A 15,253-nucleotide genomic window follows, 5' to 3' on the forward strand; every position below is an offset into this window, starting at 1 on the left:
GCACCACTGAAAGTCGAGACACTCCAGCAAAGGACATGGAGTCGAGCTTATGGGACACGCATCAAAGCCCAACTTCTCACACTCCGCCCAGCAAGCTCAGCAATGGGTGAATGAACTGGCTGCCGATCTCGGCTGGCCGGAAAACCTCTCTCATCGTTTGATGAGGGCAGTGCTTCAGGCGTTGCGCGACTGGCTGTCGCCAGAGGAGGCCGCGGATCTTTCTTCGCAGCTACCTGAGATGATCCGAGGAATCTATTTCGAAGGCTGGGATCCAGCGAAGTCGCCCGCCGTGGAGCGTGACAAACGTGACTTTGTGCTCCGAATCTCGAAGTCCTTGAACGAACAGCCCGAGGTCGACATCGAGGAAGGTATTGCGGCCGTATTCAGGCTCCTCGATCGGCATCTTTCACATGGTGAAATCATCCAGGTGAAGAATTCGATGCGCAAGTCGCTTCGACACCTTTGGCCGGAATGACGGCAATGTTTCGAGACAGACAAGAGGCGGGCGAAAGGCTGGGACTTGAACTGCTTGGCGCCAAGATTTCCAAGCCCGTTGTTCTGGCGCTTCCCCGTGGGGGCATCCCAGTGGCCGCGGCCGTCGCAAATGCGCTCGATGCTCCTCTCGACGTGCTCATTGTCCGCAAAGTCGGCGCGCCGGGGAACGCGGAATTGGCTGTCGCCGCAATCGTCGATGGCACGCCTGCGGATGTGGTCGTGAACCGCGAAATCGTCGAAGCGTATTCCCTTGGAGACGAGGAACTTGCTGCACTGGTCAGCGCAGAGCGCCCGGAACTGGAGCGGCGCAGCAGGCTTTTTGGAGCGATCGCTCGTCCTCATTCACTGGCTGGCAGAACCGCGGTCTTGGTCGACGACGGTGCCGCCACGGGGGCGACCTTGAAAGTCGCCTTGCGAGCGGTCAAACGGCGGGGGCCCACACATACGGTCGTGGCACTCCCTGTCGCATCGTCCGACGCGCTTGACGTTCTCCGACAGGAGGCCGACCAAGTCTTCTGCTTGAGCACACCTGGCCGCTTTCGCGCCCTGAGCTACCACTATCGCAGCTTCCCTCAGCTGACGGATGAGGACGCGATGAATGCGCTTCGGGCAGCCAACGAAGAGCGAAGGCTAAGGCATCCTCGATAAGTTCCGGTGTCTTCTCCCGGGCAGTGCCGTGCATCTGCAAATGTTTGCTCCACGTCAAAGCGAAGATCTCCCGGAACGGTCATTCTGACCATGTTCAGGTCGATGTTGCGTCCTGAAAGGTTGTTCAAGGAGACGCAGGATGAAAACCCAGATTTTTCTGCCACTCGCGACATACCCTGATCCAAACTCGGATGCCGTCGCCGTCAATGCCGTCGCTGTCGCGCAGCAGCTCCATGCTGACCTCAATGTTCTCGCGATCGATGCGGACATCCCTCACGTTTCGAGTCCGTTGTCACGAATTCTGATCGATGTCCCGGCGCGCATCCGGGAGGCCGAGGCAGTCAGCCGCCGAGCCGGCGAACACCTCCTCGCGAAGGTTGTTGAAGAAGGATCGCGACAGGGCGTTGCCGTCACCACTGCTTCCGAGGCCGTCCTTCTCGCGCTTCAGGGTGACAATGCGGCAACCCATGCCAGGTACTATGACCTTGCGGTCGTCGGATGGGAGCCGAACAACCCGACTTCGAGGATGATTGCGGAAGGGGTCATTTTCGACTCCGGCCGGCCAACAATCCTGCTGCCCGACTCGGCAAGCGCAGCCAAGATCGACCACATCGCAATCGCATGGGACGGCAGCCGCGTGGCAGCTCGTGCCGTGGCCGATGCACTGCCACTCCTGACGCATGCTTCCCGGATACATGTCCTCACGATAGTGGACGAAAAGCCGCTGAAGGCAGCCGACATCGGCGAAAAGCTGGTCGCTTCATTGCGAAAGCGTGGACTCAACGCGGATGCCGCAGACATCAAATCCGAAGACTGCCCGATCGCAATCACCTTGCAGGAACGGGCGATCGAGCTTGGCACGGACCTCCTGGTGATGGGGGGATATGGTCATTCGCGGGTTCGTGACTTCGTGCTTGGAGGTGCGACGGAAGGCGTGCTGACGGACCTGCGTCTGCCGATACTGATGTCGCATTGAGGAACGCGGCCATGGAGTTCTCGAGTAAAGTCGCGCTCGTCACCGGAGCTGGATCGGGCATTGGCGAGGCTGTGGCTCGCGAGCTTGCCACGGGCGGGGCCAAGGTTGTTGTGGCAGACATCGACATCCACTCAGCGGCACGCGTGGCAGAAGCCATCGTGGCTGAAAAAGGCGAAGCCCACGCCTGTCAGGTCGACGTTGCCGATCCACGATCAGTTGAACAGATGGTCGGATTCGCCGTGGAGACGTTCGGAGGCCTTCACCTTGCGGTCAACAATGCAGGCATAAGCGGCGTGGAATCCGAAACGGCCGACTATCCGATCGATAATTGGCTAAGCGTGATGGAAGTCAATCTCGATGGTGTCTTCTACTGCATCAAGTTCCAGCTTCCAGCCATGCTGAAGTCCGGCGGAGGAGCGATCGTCAATATGTCTTCCATCCTGGGGTCGGTGGGTTGGAGCAAGGCTTGCGCATATGTTGCTGCAAAGCACGCTCTGGTTGGATTGACGAAAGCGGTCGCGCTTGAATACGCAGCGAAGAATGTTCGTGTAAACGCCGTCGGCCCAGCGTTTATCGACACACCACTCCTCAATAAGAGCCTGGACGATGAGACGATCGCACAGCTGGCGGCCTTTCACCCGTTGAACCGCCTCGGATCTGCGCGTGAGGTCGCGGCGCTGACCTGTTTCCTCTTGTCCGAAAGGGCCAGCTTCATAACGGGCAGCTATCATCTGGTCGACGGAGGTTACACGTCGCGCTAGTCGCTTTCACGGCATCGCGAACGTCCCGATTGCCAGCAGCGAACACAACTGCGGAGGCACGAGATGAGACTTATAGTTTCCTTGGGTGGGAATGCCCTCTTGCGCAAAGGGCAGGCGATCACGGCCGAGAACCAGCGCGAGAACGCCGCCATGGCCGCCAAGTGGCTCGCGCCCGTGTTTAAGGAACACGACGTGGTGATCGCTCATGGCAGCGGCCCACAGTTGGCGATGCTCGCACTGCAGTCGTTTTCCTACAGGGTCGCCGAACCTACGCGTCTTGATCTGCTGTGCGCTCAAGCTGGGGGTGAGACAGGGTATCTGCTGGCTCGAGAGTTGTGGAACAAACTCGGGAGCGACCGACACGTTGTCGCGCACATGGCGCAGGTGCTGGTCAATGCCGATGACGAGGCTTTTGGAAAGCCGGCGAAGCCCATCGGACCCTTCTACGAACGGACCTACGCCCATCAATTGCGCCAGCTGCGTGGCTGGCAATTTGCGGATTTTGACGGCGAGTATCGACGTGTTGTCCCAGTTCCCCGCCTTCTCGAGACCATCGAGATTGGCGCAGCGAAATCTATGCTCGGGTCTGGTACGGCAGTTGTCATGTGCGGCCCCGTACCCGTCGCTGCGGGCTCTGGTGGTGAGTTGCACGGGATGGAGGCCCTGCCGGACAAAGACGAATTCGCTTCGCTCCTGGCACGAGAATTGGATGCCGACGGATTGCTGTTTCTGACGGACGTGCTGTCGGTTGCCACGGACTATGGCAAACCGGAACAGCGACAAATCAGACATGCCACTCCCGCGTCGTTGGGAACGCTGGCCTTCGATCCGTCTTCGATGGGGCCTAAGGTGAAGGCCGCATGCGACTTCGTCGAGGCATCGCACAAATGGGCTGCCATCGGATCGATTTCGAATGTGGAACATGTCCTGTCAGGGGAGGCCGGGACACGTGTTGTGCCAACCATGGCAGGCGCGATCGACTTCTGGCCGCGCTGATTCAACCTTACGGAGGTGAGGTCATGTGGGTTCGTTCTTTGTCTACGCTTGACTGCAGCAAGATTTTGGCTCGCAGTCATTTCGGCCACCTTGGTTGTTCCAAGGACGGACGGCCATATGTTGTGCCGTTCTACTTCTGTTACTCAGACAGCAGGCTTTACGCGTTCTCTATGCCTGGAAAGAAGATCGACTTCATGCGAGCCAATCCCTGCGTTTGCGTGCTGGTCGACGAAAGGGGAAGTGGCCGAGAGTGGCGCAGCGTGCTGGTCGATGGCCGATTCGAGGAGTTGAAAGGCGACACGCCGCAGAACAAGATCGATCAGGAGCACGCCTGGAACCTGCTCAGCAAACATGTGAACTGGTGGGAGCCAGGCGGTCTGAAACCCGATCAGCGTCCCATTGCCCAGCATTCATCCCACCTTTTCTTCCGGATTTGCGTCGAACAAGTATCGGGCCGGGAGGCTGTCGAGGGGGAGCAATCTTGAAGGATGTTGGCAATATGACGCGCGGGGCCGGTTCGATCTCTCCCACCGACCCCGCAGCTTAAGTTCAGCGTGCCATCAATACCGGGATTGAAACGTCTTCCAGGATCGATTTGGTTACGCCGCCGAAGATCTTCTCCCGCAGGCGGGAGTGGCCATATGCGCCCATCACGATCAGTTCAGCGGACATGTCCGAGGCATGCCGCTTCAGCACATCGGCGACTTTTTGCCCTGAACTCGGCAACCTGTCGACCGTGACCTTTGCGCCGTGGCGGGCCAGATAGGTCGCAACATCGGCTCCGGGCTCGTCGCCCTGACGGCCTTCACCCTCAAGCGGATCGACGAGGACCAGATGCACGTCGTCTGCGGCCCTCAGGATGTCGATAGCCTCCCGAACTGCGCGCGAGGCTTCGATGCGCGAATCCCATGCAACCATCACCTTCCTGGGCCGCAGCGTCGGCTTGCTGCCCTCGGACGACAACAGCATTGGCTTGCCCGACGAGAACAGCGCACCCTCAATCGTCTTGTCCCTGAGCGTTCCTCCTGACAGCAGATCCGGACCGACGAAGGTCAGATCAGCATATCGCGCGCGCCGTCCGATGATCTCGTCGGCCCAGGCCATTTCAGGATAGGCGTTGGAAACATCCGCCGAAATCGCGGCGCTGGCTAGCAATCGCGTGACCTCGGCCGTCCTCGTATCAAGCCTCTCGAGATCGGCGCGCCGCTCTTCCATCCAGGCATCGGACATCGGCGCTGCGTAGTCGCCAATGGGCGGAGGTGCCGCGAGCGTCACGGCAAGCACGGAAAGATGAGCGTCCACCTCCGCGCACAAGGAGGCGGCCAACTTGATGTCATTGTCGCCGCGGTGGGTGCCGGTAACCGTTAGAATTGTCTTGAAGGCCATGGCTTGAATCCTCAGTCAATTGAAACCAGGTCTTCTGATACCGCCCAGGATCGGAACATTCCTTGCTCTACGTCAATTCGTGAAAGCGCATGTGATTTGATCCGTATCAAGGTTACGCATGACCGGGACATTAGGCTCCAACCCGATGGGCTGAGGTCGCCATATGAAACGCTTGATCACAGTCGCTGTATTGATTTCAGGCAGCTCAATTTCTCTTCATGCTCAAGAGATGAGCTACGGGGAAACTGAGTTTCTAAATTCATGCGCGGCCTGCCATGGAAGTGGCGGGCGGGGCGATGGTCCTTTGGCTGCGGAATTACGAAGCGCACCGACTGATCTGACGCAGCTTGCCGAAAAGAACGGTGAAGAGTTTCCGTATCGGCGTGTGATGGCAACAATTGACGGCCGCTATGTTGTTCCAGGCCATGGCGAGCGCGACATGCCAGTCTGGGGGCAGCAATTCCTTCTAAGCGACAAACGCCTTTATGGTCCGGATGACGGACCCGTCGTGACGCAGGAGAGAATTCACGAGCTGGCAACGTTCATCGAGAGCCTGCAGAGGTGAAAACGAAAGCGTTGCTTCCTGAGGCCACGGGACGGATCGAGGGCATGGATAATGATCACCGATAACCAGGTCGCAGCAGTCGATTTCTTGATGGATGCCACCAGCCATGGTGATCCGCGGCCCGTGGAAATGATTGAGACGCACATTTCCCGCGTTTTCCTTGCAGGAGATCGCGCGTTCAAGATGAAGCGGGCGGTGCAGCTTCCGTACGTGGACTTCTCATCGGCGGATCGTAGGCTTGCTGTTTGTCAGCTGGAGGTGGAACGCAACTCAAAGACGGCACCGGAGCTTTATCTCGGGGTGAGACGGTTGACGCGAAGGCCTGACGGCCGTCTGGAGTTTGATGGAAGGGGAGATCTCATTGACGCTGTGGTCGAGATGCGACGTTTCGATCAATCTGCCTTGCTCGACAAGATGGCAGTGGCAGATGAATTGACACCGCAACTGATGACCGACGTTGCCCATACGATCATTAGATTCCATCGTGATGCGCCTGTGGCCCATGGCTGCGGAGGTGCTGCCAATCTTCAGCGCGTGCTCGACATCAATCTTGCAGGGTTTGGCACGAGCCATGTGTTCTCCAGATCCGAGGTCGATGAGTTCGATGGCCTCTTCCGGACAGCCCTGCAACGGCAGGGGGGCCTGCTAGACAGTCGGGAACGACATGGAAAGGTGCGTCGATGCCATGGCGACCTTCACTTGCGCAACATCTGCCTCTTCCAGGGCAAGCCACGTCTGTTCGACTGCATCGAGTTCAACGACGACATCTCTACCGTCGATGTCCTCTACGACCTTGCGTTTTTGTTGATGGACCTTTGGCATCGGGGGCTGCCCGAGTTTTCTAACCTGGTTGCGAACCGCTATCTCGATGAAGCAGACGATGAGGACGGTTTCGTACTCCTGCCGCTGCTAATGGCAATCCGTGCAGCTGTACGCGCACACGTCACTGCCACGCAGGCTGAAGAAGGCGGGCCCCAAAAGACGCGACTTGCAGCGGATGCACGATCGTACTTCAAGCTCGCGCGTCAGCTTCTGGCCGCTTGCCCGCCCCGTCTCGTGGCGATTGGTGGCCTCAGCGGCTCCGGCAAGACAACGGTCGCAGAAGCGCTTGCAGCGCATATTGGAGCTCCGCCAGGCGCACGCGTCGTCGAAAGTGATCGCATTCGGAAAATCCTTCATGGTGTGGCACCCGAAACCCGGCTGCCTGAAAGGGCCTATGCTCCCGAAGTTTCCGAGCGCGTTTATGCGGAGATGGCCTGGCGTGCAGGACTTATCCTGTCTCAGGGGGCGTCGGTGGTGGCAGATGCCGTTTTCGAGCGTCCGAAAGACAGGAACAGAATGGAACTCTGCGCCACAGAACGGGGGGTGCCGTTTGCGGGATTTTGGTTGGAGGCCGATGCCAACCTGCTTTGGTCGCGGGTGAGCGAGCGAAGTGGGGGCGTGTCAGATGCGACGGTGGACGTGCTGTCGCGTCAGCTTCGCAGGTCGGTTGCCGATGTCGGCTGGCAAAGACTGAATGCCGCCCAGACACCTGCCGGCGTTGTCTCAGACATTCTGGTCGCCACGGATCGCGTGGTTTCCTGCTGAACTGTCAGTCGTTGGCTTCGGCATTCGCGCGAGGTTTCAGCCGCAGCGATGCCCGGCAGAGGCCGGGGTCATCGACTTCATGCTGGATCATAAATCCCAGGGCGCGGCACATCGACAGCATCTTGCGGTTCTCGGCAAGCATCATGCCTTCGATCTTGGAGATTCCGTCCTCACGGGCATAGTCGATAAGCTGGTTGAGCAGTTCCCAGCCGATGCCCTGGGCCTGCAGATCCGTTCGGACGAGCAGCGCATATTCTGCGACGACATGATCCGGGTCGCATGAGAGGCGACCGATGCCGGCAAGCTCGTCACCACCACGCGCAATGACTACGAAGGCTATCTCGCGGTCGTAGTCGAGCTGGGTCATCCGCTTTAGCATCTGGTCTGGAAAATGCTTGCGAGGACTGAGAAATCGTAGCCGCATGTCTTCCTGCGTGACCTTAGCCAGGAATGCCGGATAGAGAGCGACATCTGTCGGCTTGATCGGCCGGATGATGTATCGCTGCCCTTTGACCTCGATGTCTCGCTCCCACTTTGATGGATATGGACGAATGACGAGATCGGCATTGGGTGCGGGATCCTCGACCAACGATGGATCGAACTGGATGCGGGCATCCAGGGCGACCGCTCCCTCGCGATCCGACAACAGAGGATTAATGTCCATTGACTTGATGCAGCGAAAGTCGACGACCAGTCGCGAGACACTGTCCAAGGTACCCAATATGGCGGCTCGATTGGCTGGTTCGCGATCACGATATCCTGCCAACAATCGGCCTGCCCGCGTATTGTCGATGAGATCTCCCGCCAATACGTCGTCGAGCGGAGGCAAAGACACTGCCGTGTCGTCAAGCAATTCAACGGCAACGCCGCCGCTTCCGAACATAATCACAGGCCCGAAGATCGGGTCTTGATGGATGCCTACGAGCAGTTCGTATGCGCTCCGTTTGCTAATCATGGGCTGGACAGTGAAACCGTCCACCGACGTATCAGGCGAAGAGTGCTGTATGCGAAGGCAGATGGCCTCGGCGGCGTCCCGCGCAGCTTCAGCAGAACCCAGGTCGAGAGCCACCCCGCCAACGTCTGATTTGTGAGAGATGTCCCTGGACACAAGCTTGACGACGACCTTGTCGGCACTCAGGAGCATAGCTGCCGCAGCCTTCTCGACATCTGCGGGTGACTTTGCGACTACGGTCTTTGGCGTTGCAATGCCATATGCCGCGATCACCTCCTTCGCTTCGGCCTCCGTCAACATTTGCCGTCCATCAGCCGCAGCCGCCCGGAAGATTGCTATCGCGTGGGAGCGGTCAGCCATGTAAGCGCTCCCGGACTCCGGCGGCACTCGCATCAATGCGGCCTGGGCTCGCGACCACTCGCTGAGATATGATGCTGCCTGAGCTGCCTCAGCCGGAGTCTCGAAACTCGGGACCCCGGCGTTTTGCAAAAGGTGTCGCCCCTGTCGTGCCGTGCTTTCTCCAAGCCAGCAGGTGATCAACGGCTTTCCGTCTATCTTTCCGCTTCGGGCGATTGAAGAAACGGCCAATGCCGCATCGGTCGAAGAGGCGAGGCCAGTCGGGCAATTTAGAACCATCAGGGCATCTGTTCCGGGGTCGGCTGCGACGGCTTCAATGGCTTCGGCGTATCTACGTGGCGATGCGTCACCGATGATGTCTACCGGGTTTCCTTTCGACCAGGTCGACGGCAGACAGGCGTTAAGGCGTTCAACCGTCGCAGGAGCGAACGCAGCGAGTTCACAGCGACGATCAAGCAAGTCGTCGACCGCGAGGACTCCGGCACCACCGCCATTGGTTACGATGCCCAGGCGGGTTTGTTGAAGCGGCCCCAGAAGAGCTAGTATCTCTGCCGCATCGAACAGCTCAATGAGACCGCCGACGCGAAGAATTCCCGCCCGGGTGAAAGCAGCGGTGACCGCGCGGTCACCGCCGGCAAGTGCGCCAGTGTGTGTCATGGCCGCCTTTGCAGCCTGATCATGTCGGCCTGATTTTATCGCGACCACCGGTTTGAGCCGAGCTGCCGCCCGTGCAGCCGACATGAATTTCCGCGGATGGGGGATAGTTTCCAGGTACATCAGGATCGCATGCGTGGACGGGTCACTGGCGAGCAGGTCGAGGTAGTCGCCAACATCAACATCGGCCATGTCGCCCAGGGACACGATGTGGGAAAAGCCGACATTGTTGTCGAGTGACCAGTCTACCAGCGCTGTCACGATCGCCCCGGACTGGGAAAGCAGCGCGATGCCGCCCGCGGACGCATTGCAATGCGAAAAGCTGGCGTTGAGTTTCAGCTTGGGCGTGAGCAAGCCAAGCGTGTTAGGCCCAACTATTCGAAACAGATTGGGCTTTGCGGCCTCGAGCATTGCCTGCTTGAGGCCGTTTTCCACCGTCAGGCCGGCAGTGATTACGACAGCCGCCTTGCTGCCTATGTTGCCGAGATCCCGGACAATGCCTGGAACCGTTTCGGCAGGGGTAACGATCACGCTGAGATCGGGTGCCTCGGGAAGTTCTTTGGCGGTTCGATAGCAAGGTCTGCCCGCGATCTCACGATGCTTTGGATTGACTGGCCAGATCGGTCCTTCGAACCCTCCCTCGACAATGTTCTCTATGACCACCGCGCCTACCGAGCCGGGCCGGGTCGATGCGCCGAATATGGCGATCGATCTGGGATGCAGAACGAATTCCAGGTTGCGGATGGTCAAAGCGACTTCCTCCTCCATGGACCAGTACGGCTCCGCGTTGCAGGACGCATTGCCCTAGATCAATTCCCGATGTCGCCGTTCAGATTGACATGCATCAAGGCTCGTCGGGTCAACCCGTGCTTCATTTGTGAAAAAGGAGGAACCAAATGAACATGCAGTTCACCAAGCGCATGCTGGGGGCGGCAGTCGCGATTGTTACCCTGGCCAGCGAAGTCCCAGGGACTCTGGCCCAGATGCGTGGCCCGTTGATGTTCCAAGGTCATCAAATGATGTCCGCGGATGAGATGGCCACGATGATGGACCGGATGCGTAGCGCAAAGTCCGACGAGGAATGCGACGCTATCCGGGCCGAGCACCACGAGGCCATGCAGAAACGCGCAGCGGAACTGGGGATCACCCTGCCACAAGACACCGAATGGGAACACATGCCATCCGGATGCGGCACTGGGATGATGGGTGGCAATGCTCAGAAATCGCCGACGACCAAGTGAAGCATCCTGACGGATCCGGCAATCTCCAGACCTTCAAAAGGATCACGCAATGGCTCACAAACAAGTGTTGTTCCGTTCGGAGGCTCGCGAGAAAATATTGCGAGGCGCTGCCCAGCTCGCCGACGCGGTTCGAGTTACACTCGGACCGCGTTCGAAGTCGGTTCTGATCGAGGCAAGATGGGGTCCGCCAATAGTCTGCAATGATGGCGTTACGATCGCCAAAGAGTTCGACCTCAGGGATCCGGAGGAAAATCTCGGAGCCCGGATGCTCAGGCAGGCAGCCGAAAAAACGGGCGAGATGGTGGGTGACGGAACCAGCACTTCGACCATTCTTGCTCAAGCGATGCTCGCTGATGGCGTTCGAAACGTCGTGGCAGGTGCCAGCGCCATCGATATCAAGCGAGGTCTCGATCGCGCTGCGAAAAGAGCGATCGAAGCATTGAAGGCAGCTTCCAAACCGGTTCAGACCCGATGGGAAAGGGAACAGGTCGCTGCGATCTCGGCGCACAATGATGCCGGGATTGGCGAACTGATTGGAGCGGCCATGGAGAAGGTCGGCGATGACGGTGTCATCACCGTTGAAGAGGCAAAGACGACGGAGACAGTCCTCGACGTGGTCGAGGGCATGCAGTTCGACCGTGGTTACCTTTCACCATATTTCGCGACTGATACGGAGAAGATGGAGGCGGTCCTTGAGGACGCGCTTGTAATGGTCGTGGACCGCAAGATTGGTACGCTGAACGATCTGGTTAAGCTTCTCGAGGCCGTGGCCAAGTCCGGCGCGCCCCTTCTGATCGTGGCCGAGGAGGTTGAGGGAGATGCTCTTGCGACGCTCATCGTCAACCACATCCGCGGGACACTGAAGAGCTGTGCCGTCAAGGCGCCAGGTTTCGGCGACAGGCGTAAGGCAATGCTTGAGGACATCGCAGTTCTGACGGGAGGACAGCTCATCTCGGAGCAGTTGGGTATCAAGCTTGAAAATGTCTCGGTCGAGCAACTCGGCCGTGCCCGCCGCGTCGTGTGCGACAAGGAAAACACGACAATCGTAGGCGGCGGCGGAAAGCGCAAGGCAATTGATGCCAGGATCGAGCAGATTCGCTGGGAGATAGAGAACACCACCAGCGATTATGATCGCGAAAAGCTGCAGGAGCGGCTCGCAAAGCTCACTGGGGGCGTTGCGGTAATCAAGGTGGGGGCTCCCACCGAGTCCGAGATGAAATCACGAAAAGAGGCCTTGGACGACGCAATCAGCGCCACCAAGGCAGCTATCGCAGAGGGCATCGTTCCCGGTGGCGGGCTTGCACTTCTGCGCTGTACGACGGCTGTCGAGGAGGAAGAGAAGCTCGTTGACGGCGACGAGCGTACGGGAGTGCAGATCTTGAAACGGGCGCTCGAAATTCCGGTGCGCCAGATAGCGGAGAATTCCGCAGTCGATGGTGGTGTCGTCGTTGCGAGAATGCTGGAAGGGAAAGACAATTTCGGCTTTGACGCTGGTCGCAAGCAGTATGTCGATCTCGTCGAGGCGGGTATCATCGATCCGACCAAGGTCGTGCGCATTGCGTTGGAAAATGCAGTTTCGGTAGCCAGCACGTTGCTGCTGACCGAAGCCACGATGACGGAGATTCCCGAAGAAAAGGGAGTTCGATCAACCGACACGAACATGTCGATGTAGTCGGATGCGCTGACTAATGTTCAGCTGTCAGCGGACGCTCAATAACTGCCGACGAAACTCTTCAACGAAGAAGGACCGAAAGCCGCTCTTCTTGGGCTTTCGATCCGCGCAGCCAGTTGGGCGAAATGCCCTCAACTTGACAAGAACCGATTGAGCCGGGCTTCATCGAGCAATGCGCGCGTGACCCCACCAAACGCCCACTCTCTCAATCGGCTGTGCCCGTACGCGCCCGACACCACGAGGTCAGCACCGCTACGGTCGATGAAATTGAACAACATGAGATATTCATCGGGGCTTTCGATCAATCTTGGCGTGGCTTTGATGCCATGTTCCGCCAGGAAAGAGACTACATTGTTTAGGCCATCTCGAATGACCTGATCTGCCTCAGCCGTCACGGTCACCACCGTCACTTCTTTGGCCGCGACAAGCAGAGGCAGTGCGTCGGCTACGGCGCGTCGGGCTTCGCGTGTGTCCTTCCATGCCACAACGATGCGCTCGGCACCAAACTGCTCCACCTTGTCGCGCACGACCAAAACCGGACGGCCCGCACGAAGAACGACACTCGCGGGACTGGCGTGCCTATAGGAATCCCCGGTAGCCGCGCCCTCTGAAGCCGCCATGACGATGAGGTCCGCTGACTGGGCTGCCTGGACGACTGCATGGGTGGGGTTGGTCAGGCTCTGCCGCCATTCGGTCCGCACCGATCCCGTGGTCAACCGCTCAAACTCTGCCCGCACTTTCGTGAAGCGCTTCTCGATGTTGTCCCGCATCTGTTGCCATGCTTCCGCTGTCATGACCCCAGCCATAGGCAGCGGTGCGTCGGCCCCACAGAGACCGATCAATCTTGCGTCGTGGGATCTCGCGATATCGATTGCCACCGCCACAATCGGAATGACCGGTCCGTCGATATCGATGTTCACAAGGACGGATTTGTAGCTCATTTCTGCGCCTCGAAATCAGGATTCAACTCGATCTACAATGGCGCAAGCAGGGGTGAACGCCTTGACGCGGATCAATTGCCAATCCCTGTCGAAGATGGATTGTGCGCCACGTCATGCGCGTGAAACCAGGGTGCCCCTAGTTCCGGCCACGATGGCCGAAGCGTCTTCGAGACGTCCGATTGCGCCAGGCCGACCTGTTGCATGCGCGAACTCGATTGCCGCGGCCATTTTCGGACGCATCGAGCCAGGAGCGAAGTCATCCAGCGAGAGCTCCGAAACACTGACCTGATCGAGGGGGCGAGCGCGTGGCGTACCCCAATTTTCGTAGGCAGCATCTACGTCCGTCAGCATGAGCAAGAAGTCCGCATCAAGCTGTCGCGCCAGTAGGGAAGATGCCAAATCCTTGTCGATGACTGCTTCGATCCCGGCTAGGCTTCCGTCGCTCAGCTCGACTACCGGAATGCCTCCCCCGCCGGCGCAGATAACGGTCACGCCGCCCTCGGTCAGGAAGCTGATCACCTGGACTTCCAGGATTTCAAGCGGTTTCGGCGAGGCAACGACACGCCGCCACTTCTCGCCGTCAGGCGCGATGTGCCAGCCCCGTTCGGCAGCCAGCTTTGTCGCCATCGCCTTATCATACATTGGTCCGATCGGTTTCGTCGGCTTGCTGAAGGCAGGGTCGTGCGGATTGACTTTGACCTGGGTGAGAAGGGTGGCGAAATGCCGATCTCTCATGACGTTGCCAAGTTCCTGTTGAAGAACATAGCCGATCATTCCTGCACTTTCTGCGTCGAGCACGTCCAGTGGAAATGGCTCGCCCGAAGACGCGGCCGCCTGCAGGGCAAGCAGCCCGACCTGCGGACCGTTTCCATGAGTGATCACCAGGGCATGGCCCTGGCTCACGAGGTCGGCGAGTGACCGGGCAGCTCTTCTGATGTTGGCGCGCTGGTTTTCTGCCGTCATCGGTTCGCCTCGCTTCAATAGGGCGTTGCCTCCAAGCGCCACAACGATACGCATTTCAGCTGCCGATCGTTGCCAAGAGGATGGCTTTGATCGAATGCATGCGGTTCTCCGCCTGATCGAACACGATCGAAGCCTCGGACTCGAAAACGGCATTCTCGACCTCCATGCAGTCAATGCCGTATTCGCGTTCGATATGCGCCCCGACCGCCGTCTCGGTATCGTGGAACGCTGGCAGACAATGCATGAACTTCGTGTGAGGGTTTCCTGTCGCAGCCATCAGATCGCGGGTGACCCGAAAAGGTGTCAGCAACTTGATCCGCTCGCCCCAGCCGCCTTCGTCCTCACCCAAAGAAAGCCAAACGTCGGTGTAGATGAAGTCAGCTCCCTTGACGCAGGCCTGCACGTCGTCGTCGATCCTGAACTGGCCGCCTCTTCGTTCGGCCAACTCTTTCACGTGGGCGCAGAAATTATTGTCGGGCCACAGCTCTCGGGGAGACGCGATCCGGATATCCATACCAAGCTTGCTTGCACCTATCGCCAGCGACTGGGCAACATTGTCTCTGCCTTCTCCGACGAATGCGATCGTCATGTCCGAGAGATGTTTGTGGGTGAATTCCCGCATCGTCATGAAATCGGCGAGGATTTGGGTTGGATGCGCTTCGTCAGTGAGTCCGTTGTATACTGGGACCCCCGCATAGGCCGCCAACAACTCGACCTGGTGCTGACTGTAGCCCCTGTACTCGATGGCATCGTACATGCGGCCCAGCACCCGTGCGGTGTCCTTCATCGATTCCTTGTGACCGATATGGCTTCCTGACGGCCCGATGTAGGTAACGTGCGCGCCCTGGTCATAGGCCGCGACCTCGAAGCCCGATCGGGTGCGGGTCGAATCTTTCTCAAAAATCAGGGCGATGTTCTTGCGTGTCAGCCGCGGCTTTTCGGTTCCCGCTTGCTTGGCGGCCTTCAGATCTGCGGCAAGCCGAAGCAGATATCGGATCTCCTGGCCGGAGAAATCATCAAGCGTCAGGACGTTACGCCCATGCAAGTTTACGGGCATGG

The 15,253-nt window shown here is 58.8% G+C and carries 15 protein-coding genes; 10 read left to right on the forward strand and 5 right to left on the reverse strand.

All coding sequences use genetic code 11. The features are described 5' to 3' along the window. Positions 1 to 49: 49 nt before the first annotated feature. The 6 genes from N7E70_RS15160 to N7E70_RS15185 all read left to right on the forward strand — a co-directional run bounded on the left by N7E70_RS15160 (position 50) and on the right by N7E70_RS15185 (position 4,361). Positions 50 to 475, forward strand: coding sequence for a DUF2267 domain-containing protein (locus N7E70_RS15160; RefSeq protein WP_263006820.1), 426 nt, complete (start codon positions 50 to 52; stop codon positions 473 to 475). Between the two features lie 5 nt (positions 476 to 480). After that, complete coding sequence (locus N7E70_RS15165; protein ID WP_263006821.1) at positions 481 to 1,143, forward strand: phosphoribosyltransferase; 663 nt, start codon at positions 481 to 483, stop codon at positions 1,141 to 1,143. 139 nt (positions 1,144 to 1,282) lie between these two features. Beyond that, positions 1,283 to 2,119, forward strand: coding sequence for a universal stress protein (locus N7E70_RS15170; protein WP_263006822.1), 837 nt, complete (start codon positions 1,283 to 1,285; stop codon positions 2,117 to 2,119). 11 nt (positions 2,120 to 2,130) lie between these two features. Then, positions 2,131 to 2,880: an SDR family NAD(P)-dependent oxidoreductase gene (locus tag N7E70_RS15175; RefSeq protein ID WP_263006823.1), complete on the forward strand. Its 750-nt coding sequence runs from the start codon at positions 2,131 to 2,133 to the stop codon at positions 2,878 to 2,880. Positions 2,881 to 2,943: 63 nt separating this feature from the next. Further along, positions 2,944 to 3,876: an amino acid kinase family protein gene (locus tag N7E70_RS15180; protein WP_263006824.1), complete on the forward strand. Its 933-nt coding sequence runs from the start codon at positions 2,944 to 2,946 to the stop codon at positions 3,874 to 3,876. A 23-nt stretch (positions 3,877 to 3,899) separates the two neighbouring features. Then, positions 3,900 to 4,361 carry a pyridoxamine 5'-phosphate oxidase family protein gene (locus N7E70_RS15185; RefSeq protein WP_067961390.1) on the forward strand — a complete coding sequence of 154 codons (462 nt, stop codon included), beginning with the start codon at positions 3,900 to 3,902 and terminating at the stop codon, positions 4,359 to 4,361. A gap of 64 nt (positions 4,362 to 4,425) precedes the next feature. Here the strand turns inward: N7E70_RS15185 and N7E70_RS15190 are convergent, their stop codons facing one another. Further along, the gene (locus tag N7E70_RS15190) at positions 4,426 to 5,262 is read right to left on the reverse strand and encodes a universal stress protein (protein ID WP_067961392.1); all 837 of its coding nucleotides are present in this window, start codon (positions 5,260 to 5,262) and stop codon (positions 4,426 to 4,428) included. Between the two features lie 163 nt (positions 5,263 to 5,425). Here N7E70_RS15190 and N7E70_RS15195 point away from each other — a divergent pair, with 163 nt between their 5' ends. Together N7E70_RS15195 and N7E70_RS15200 are read left to right on the forward strand one after the other, a co-directional pair. Beyond that, positions 5,426 to 5,827, forward strand: coding sequence for a c-type cytochrome (locus N7E70_RS15195; RefSeq protein WP_067961394.1), 402 nt, complete (start codon positions 5,426 to 5,428; stop codon positions 5,825 to 5,827). Between the two features lie 51 nt (positions 5,828 to 5,878). After that, positions 5,879 to 7,414 (forward strand): bifunctional aminoglycoside phosphotransferase/ATP-binding protein, encoded by a 1,536-nt coding sequence (locus tag N7E70_RS15200; protein WP_263006825.1) that lies wholly within the window; start codon positions 5,879 to 5,881, stop codon positions 7,412 to 7,414. Positions 7,415 to 7,418: 4 nt separating this feature from the next. On the opposite strand, the gene N7E70_RS15205 is transcribed toward N7E70_RS15200, so the two are convergent. Beyond that, positions 7,419 to 10,145: a bifunctional acetate--CoA ligase family protein/GNAT family N-acetyltransferase gene (locus N7E70_RS15205; protein WP_263006826.1), complete on the reverse strand. Its 2,727-nt coding sequence runs from the start codon at positions 10,143 to 10,145 to the stop codon at positions 7,419 to 7,421. A 128-nt stretch (positions 10,146 to 10,273) separates the two neighbouring features. Between N7E70_RS15205 and N7E70_RS15210 the strand changes: the two genes are divergently transcribed. Both N7E70_RS15210 and groL read left to right on the forward strand, forming a co-directional pair. Then, positions 10,274 to 10,618: a hypothetical protein gene (locus N7E70_RS15210; protein WP_263006827.1), complete on the forward strand. Its 345-nt coding sequence runs from the start codon at positions 10,274 to 10,276 to the stop codon at positions 10,616 to 10,618. A 49-nt stretch (positions 10,619 to 10,667) separates the two neighbouring features. Next, positions 10,668 to 12,290 carry a chaperonin GroEL gene (gene groL / locus N7E70_RS15215; protein ID WP_263006828.1) on the forward strand — a complete coding sequence of 541 codons (1,623 nt, stop codon included), beginning with the start codon at positions 10,668 to 10,670 and terminating at the stop codon, positions 12,288 to 12,290. Between the two features lie 131 nt (positions 12,291 to 12,421). Here groL and N7E70_RS15220 read toward each other — a convergent pair whose 3' ends face one another. From N7E70_RS15220 to argF, 3 genes are all read right to left on the reverse strand, one after another. Further along, positions 12,422 to 13,231 (reverse strand): universal stress protein, encoded by an 810-nt coding sequence (locus N7E70_RS15220; RefSeq protein ID WP_263006829.1) that lies wholly within the window; start codon positions 13,229 to 13,231, stop codon positions 12,422 to 12,424. A 111-nt stretch (positions 13,232 to 13,342) separates the two neighbouring features. Then, entirely contained in the window at positions 13,343 to 14,248 is a 906-nt protein-coding gene (gene arcC, locus N7E70_RS15225; protein ID WP_263006830.1) for a carbamate kinase, read from the reverse strand. A gap of 1 nt (position 14,249) precedes the next feature. Further along, positions 14,250 to 15,251 carry an ornithine carbamoyltransferase gene (gene argF / locus N7E70_RS15230; RefSeq protein WP_263006831.1) on the reverse strand — a complete coding sequence of 334 codons (1,002 nt, stop codon included), beginning with the start codon at positions 15,249 to 15,251 and terminating at the stop codon, positions 14,250 to 14,252. Between the last annotated feature and the right edge of the window lie 2 nt (positions 15,252 to 15,253).

Source organism: Aminobacter sp. NyZ550, from assembly GCF_025628925.2.
Lineage (GTDB): Bacteria > Pseudomonadota > Alphaproteobacteria > Rhizobiales > Rhizobiaceae > Aminobacter > Aminobacter ciceronei.

Excerpts from the sequence above, each read along its gene's own strand:
- N7E70_RS15190 (WP_067961392.1), bottom strand. The coding sequence starts at position 5,262 with ATGGCCTTCAAGACAATTCTAACGGTTACCGGCACCCACCGCGGCGAC.
- N7E70_RS15205 (WP_263006826.1), bottom strand. The coding sequence starts at position 10,145 with ATGGAGGAGGAAGTCGCTTTGACCATCCGCAACCTGGAATTCGTTCTG.
- N7E70_RS15160 (WP_263006820.1), top strand. The coding sequence starts at position 50 with ATGGGACACGCATCAAAGCCCAACTTCTCACACTCCGCCCAGCAAGCT.
- N7E70_RS15210 (WP_263006827.1), top strand. The coding sequence starts at position 10,274 with ATGAACATGCAGTTCACCAAGCGCATGCTGGGGGCGGCAGTCGCGATT.
- N7E70_RS15180 (WP_263006824.1), top strand. The coding sequence starts at position 2,944 with ATGAGACTTATAGTTTCCTTGGGTGGGAATGCCCTCTTGCGCAAAGGG.
- N7E70_RS15165 (WP_263006821.1), top strand. The coding sequence starts at position 481 with ATGTTTCGAGACAGACAAGAGGCGGGCGAAAGGCTGGGACTTGAACTG.
- N7E70_RS15195 (WP_067961394.1), top strand. The coding sequence starts at position 5,426 with ATGAAACGCTTGATCACAGTCGCTGTATTGATTTCAGGCAGCTCAATT.
- groL (WP_263006828.1), top strand. The coding sequence starts at position 10,668 with ATGGCTCACAAACAAGTGTTGTTCCGTTCGGAGGCTCGCGAGAAAATA.
- N7E70_RS15170 (WP_263006822.1), top strand. The coding sequence starts at position 1,283 with ATGAAAACCCAGATTTTTCTGCCACTCGCGACATACCCTGATCCAAAC.
- N7E70_RS15175 (WP_263006823.1), top strand. The coding sequence starts at position 2,131 with ATGGAGTTCTCGAGTAAAGTCGCGCTCGTCACCGGAGCTGGATCGGGC.
- N7E70_RS15220 (WP_263006829.1), bottom strand. The coding sequence starts at position 13,231 with ATGAGCTACAAATCCGTCCTTGTGAACATCGATATCGACGGACCGGTC.
- N7E70_RS15200 (WP_263006825.1), top strand. The coding sequence starts at position 5,879 with ATGATCACCGATAACCAGGTCGCAGCAGTCGATTTCTTGATGGATGCC.
- arcC (WP_263006830.1), bottom strand. The coding sequence starts at position 14,248 with ATGCGTATCGTTGTGGCGCTTGGAGGCAACGCCCTATTGAAGCGAGGC.
- N7E70_RS15185 (WP_067961390.1), top strand. The coding sequence starts at position 3,900 with ATGTGGGTTCGTTCTTTGTCTACGCTTGACTGCAGCAAGATTTTGGCT.
- argF (WP_263006831.1), bottom strand. The coding sequence starts at position 15,251 with ATGCCCGTAAACTTGCATGGGCGTAACGTCCTGACGCTTGATGATTTC.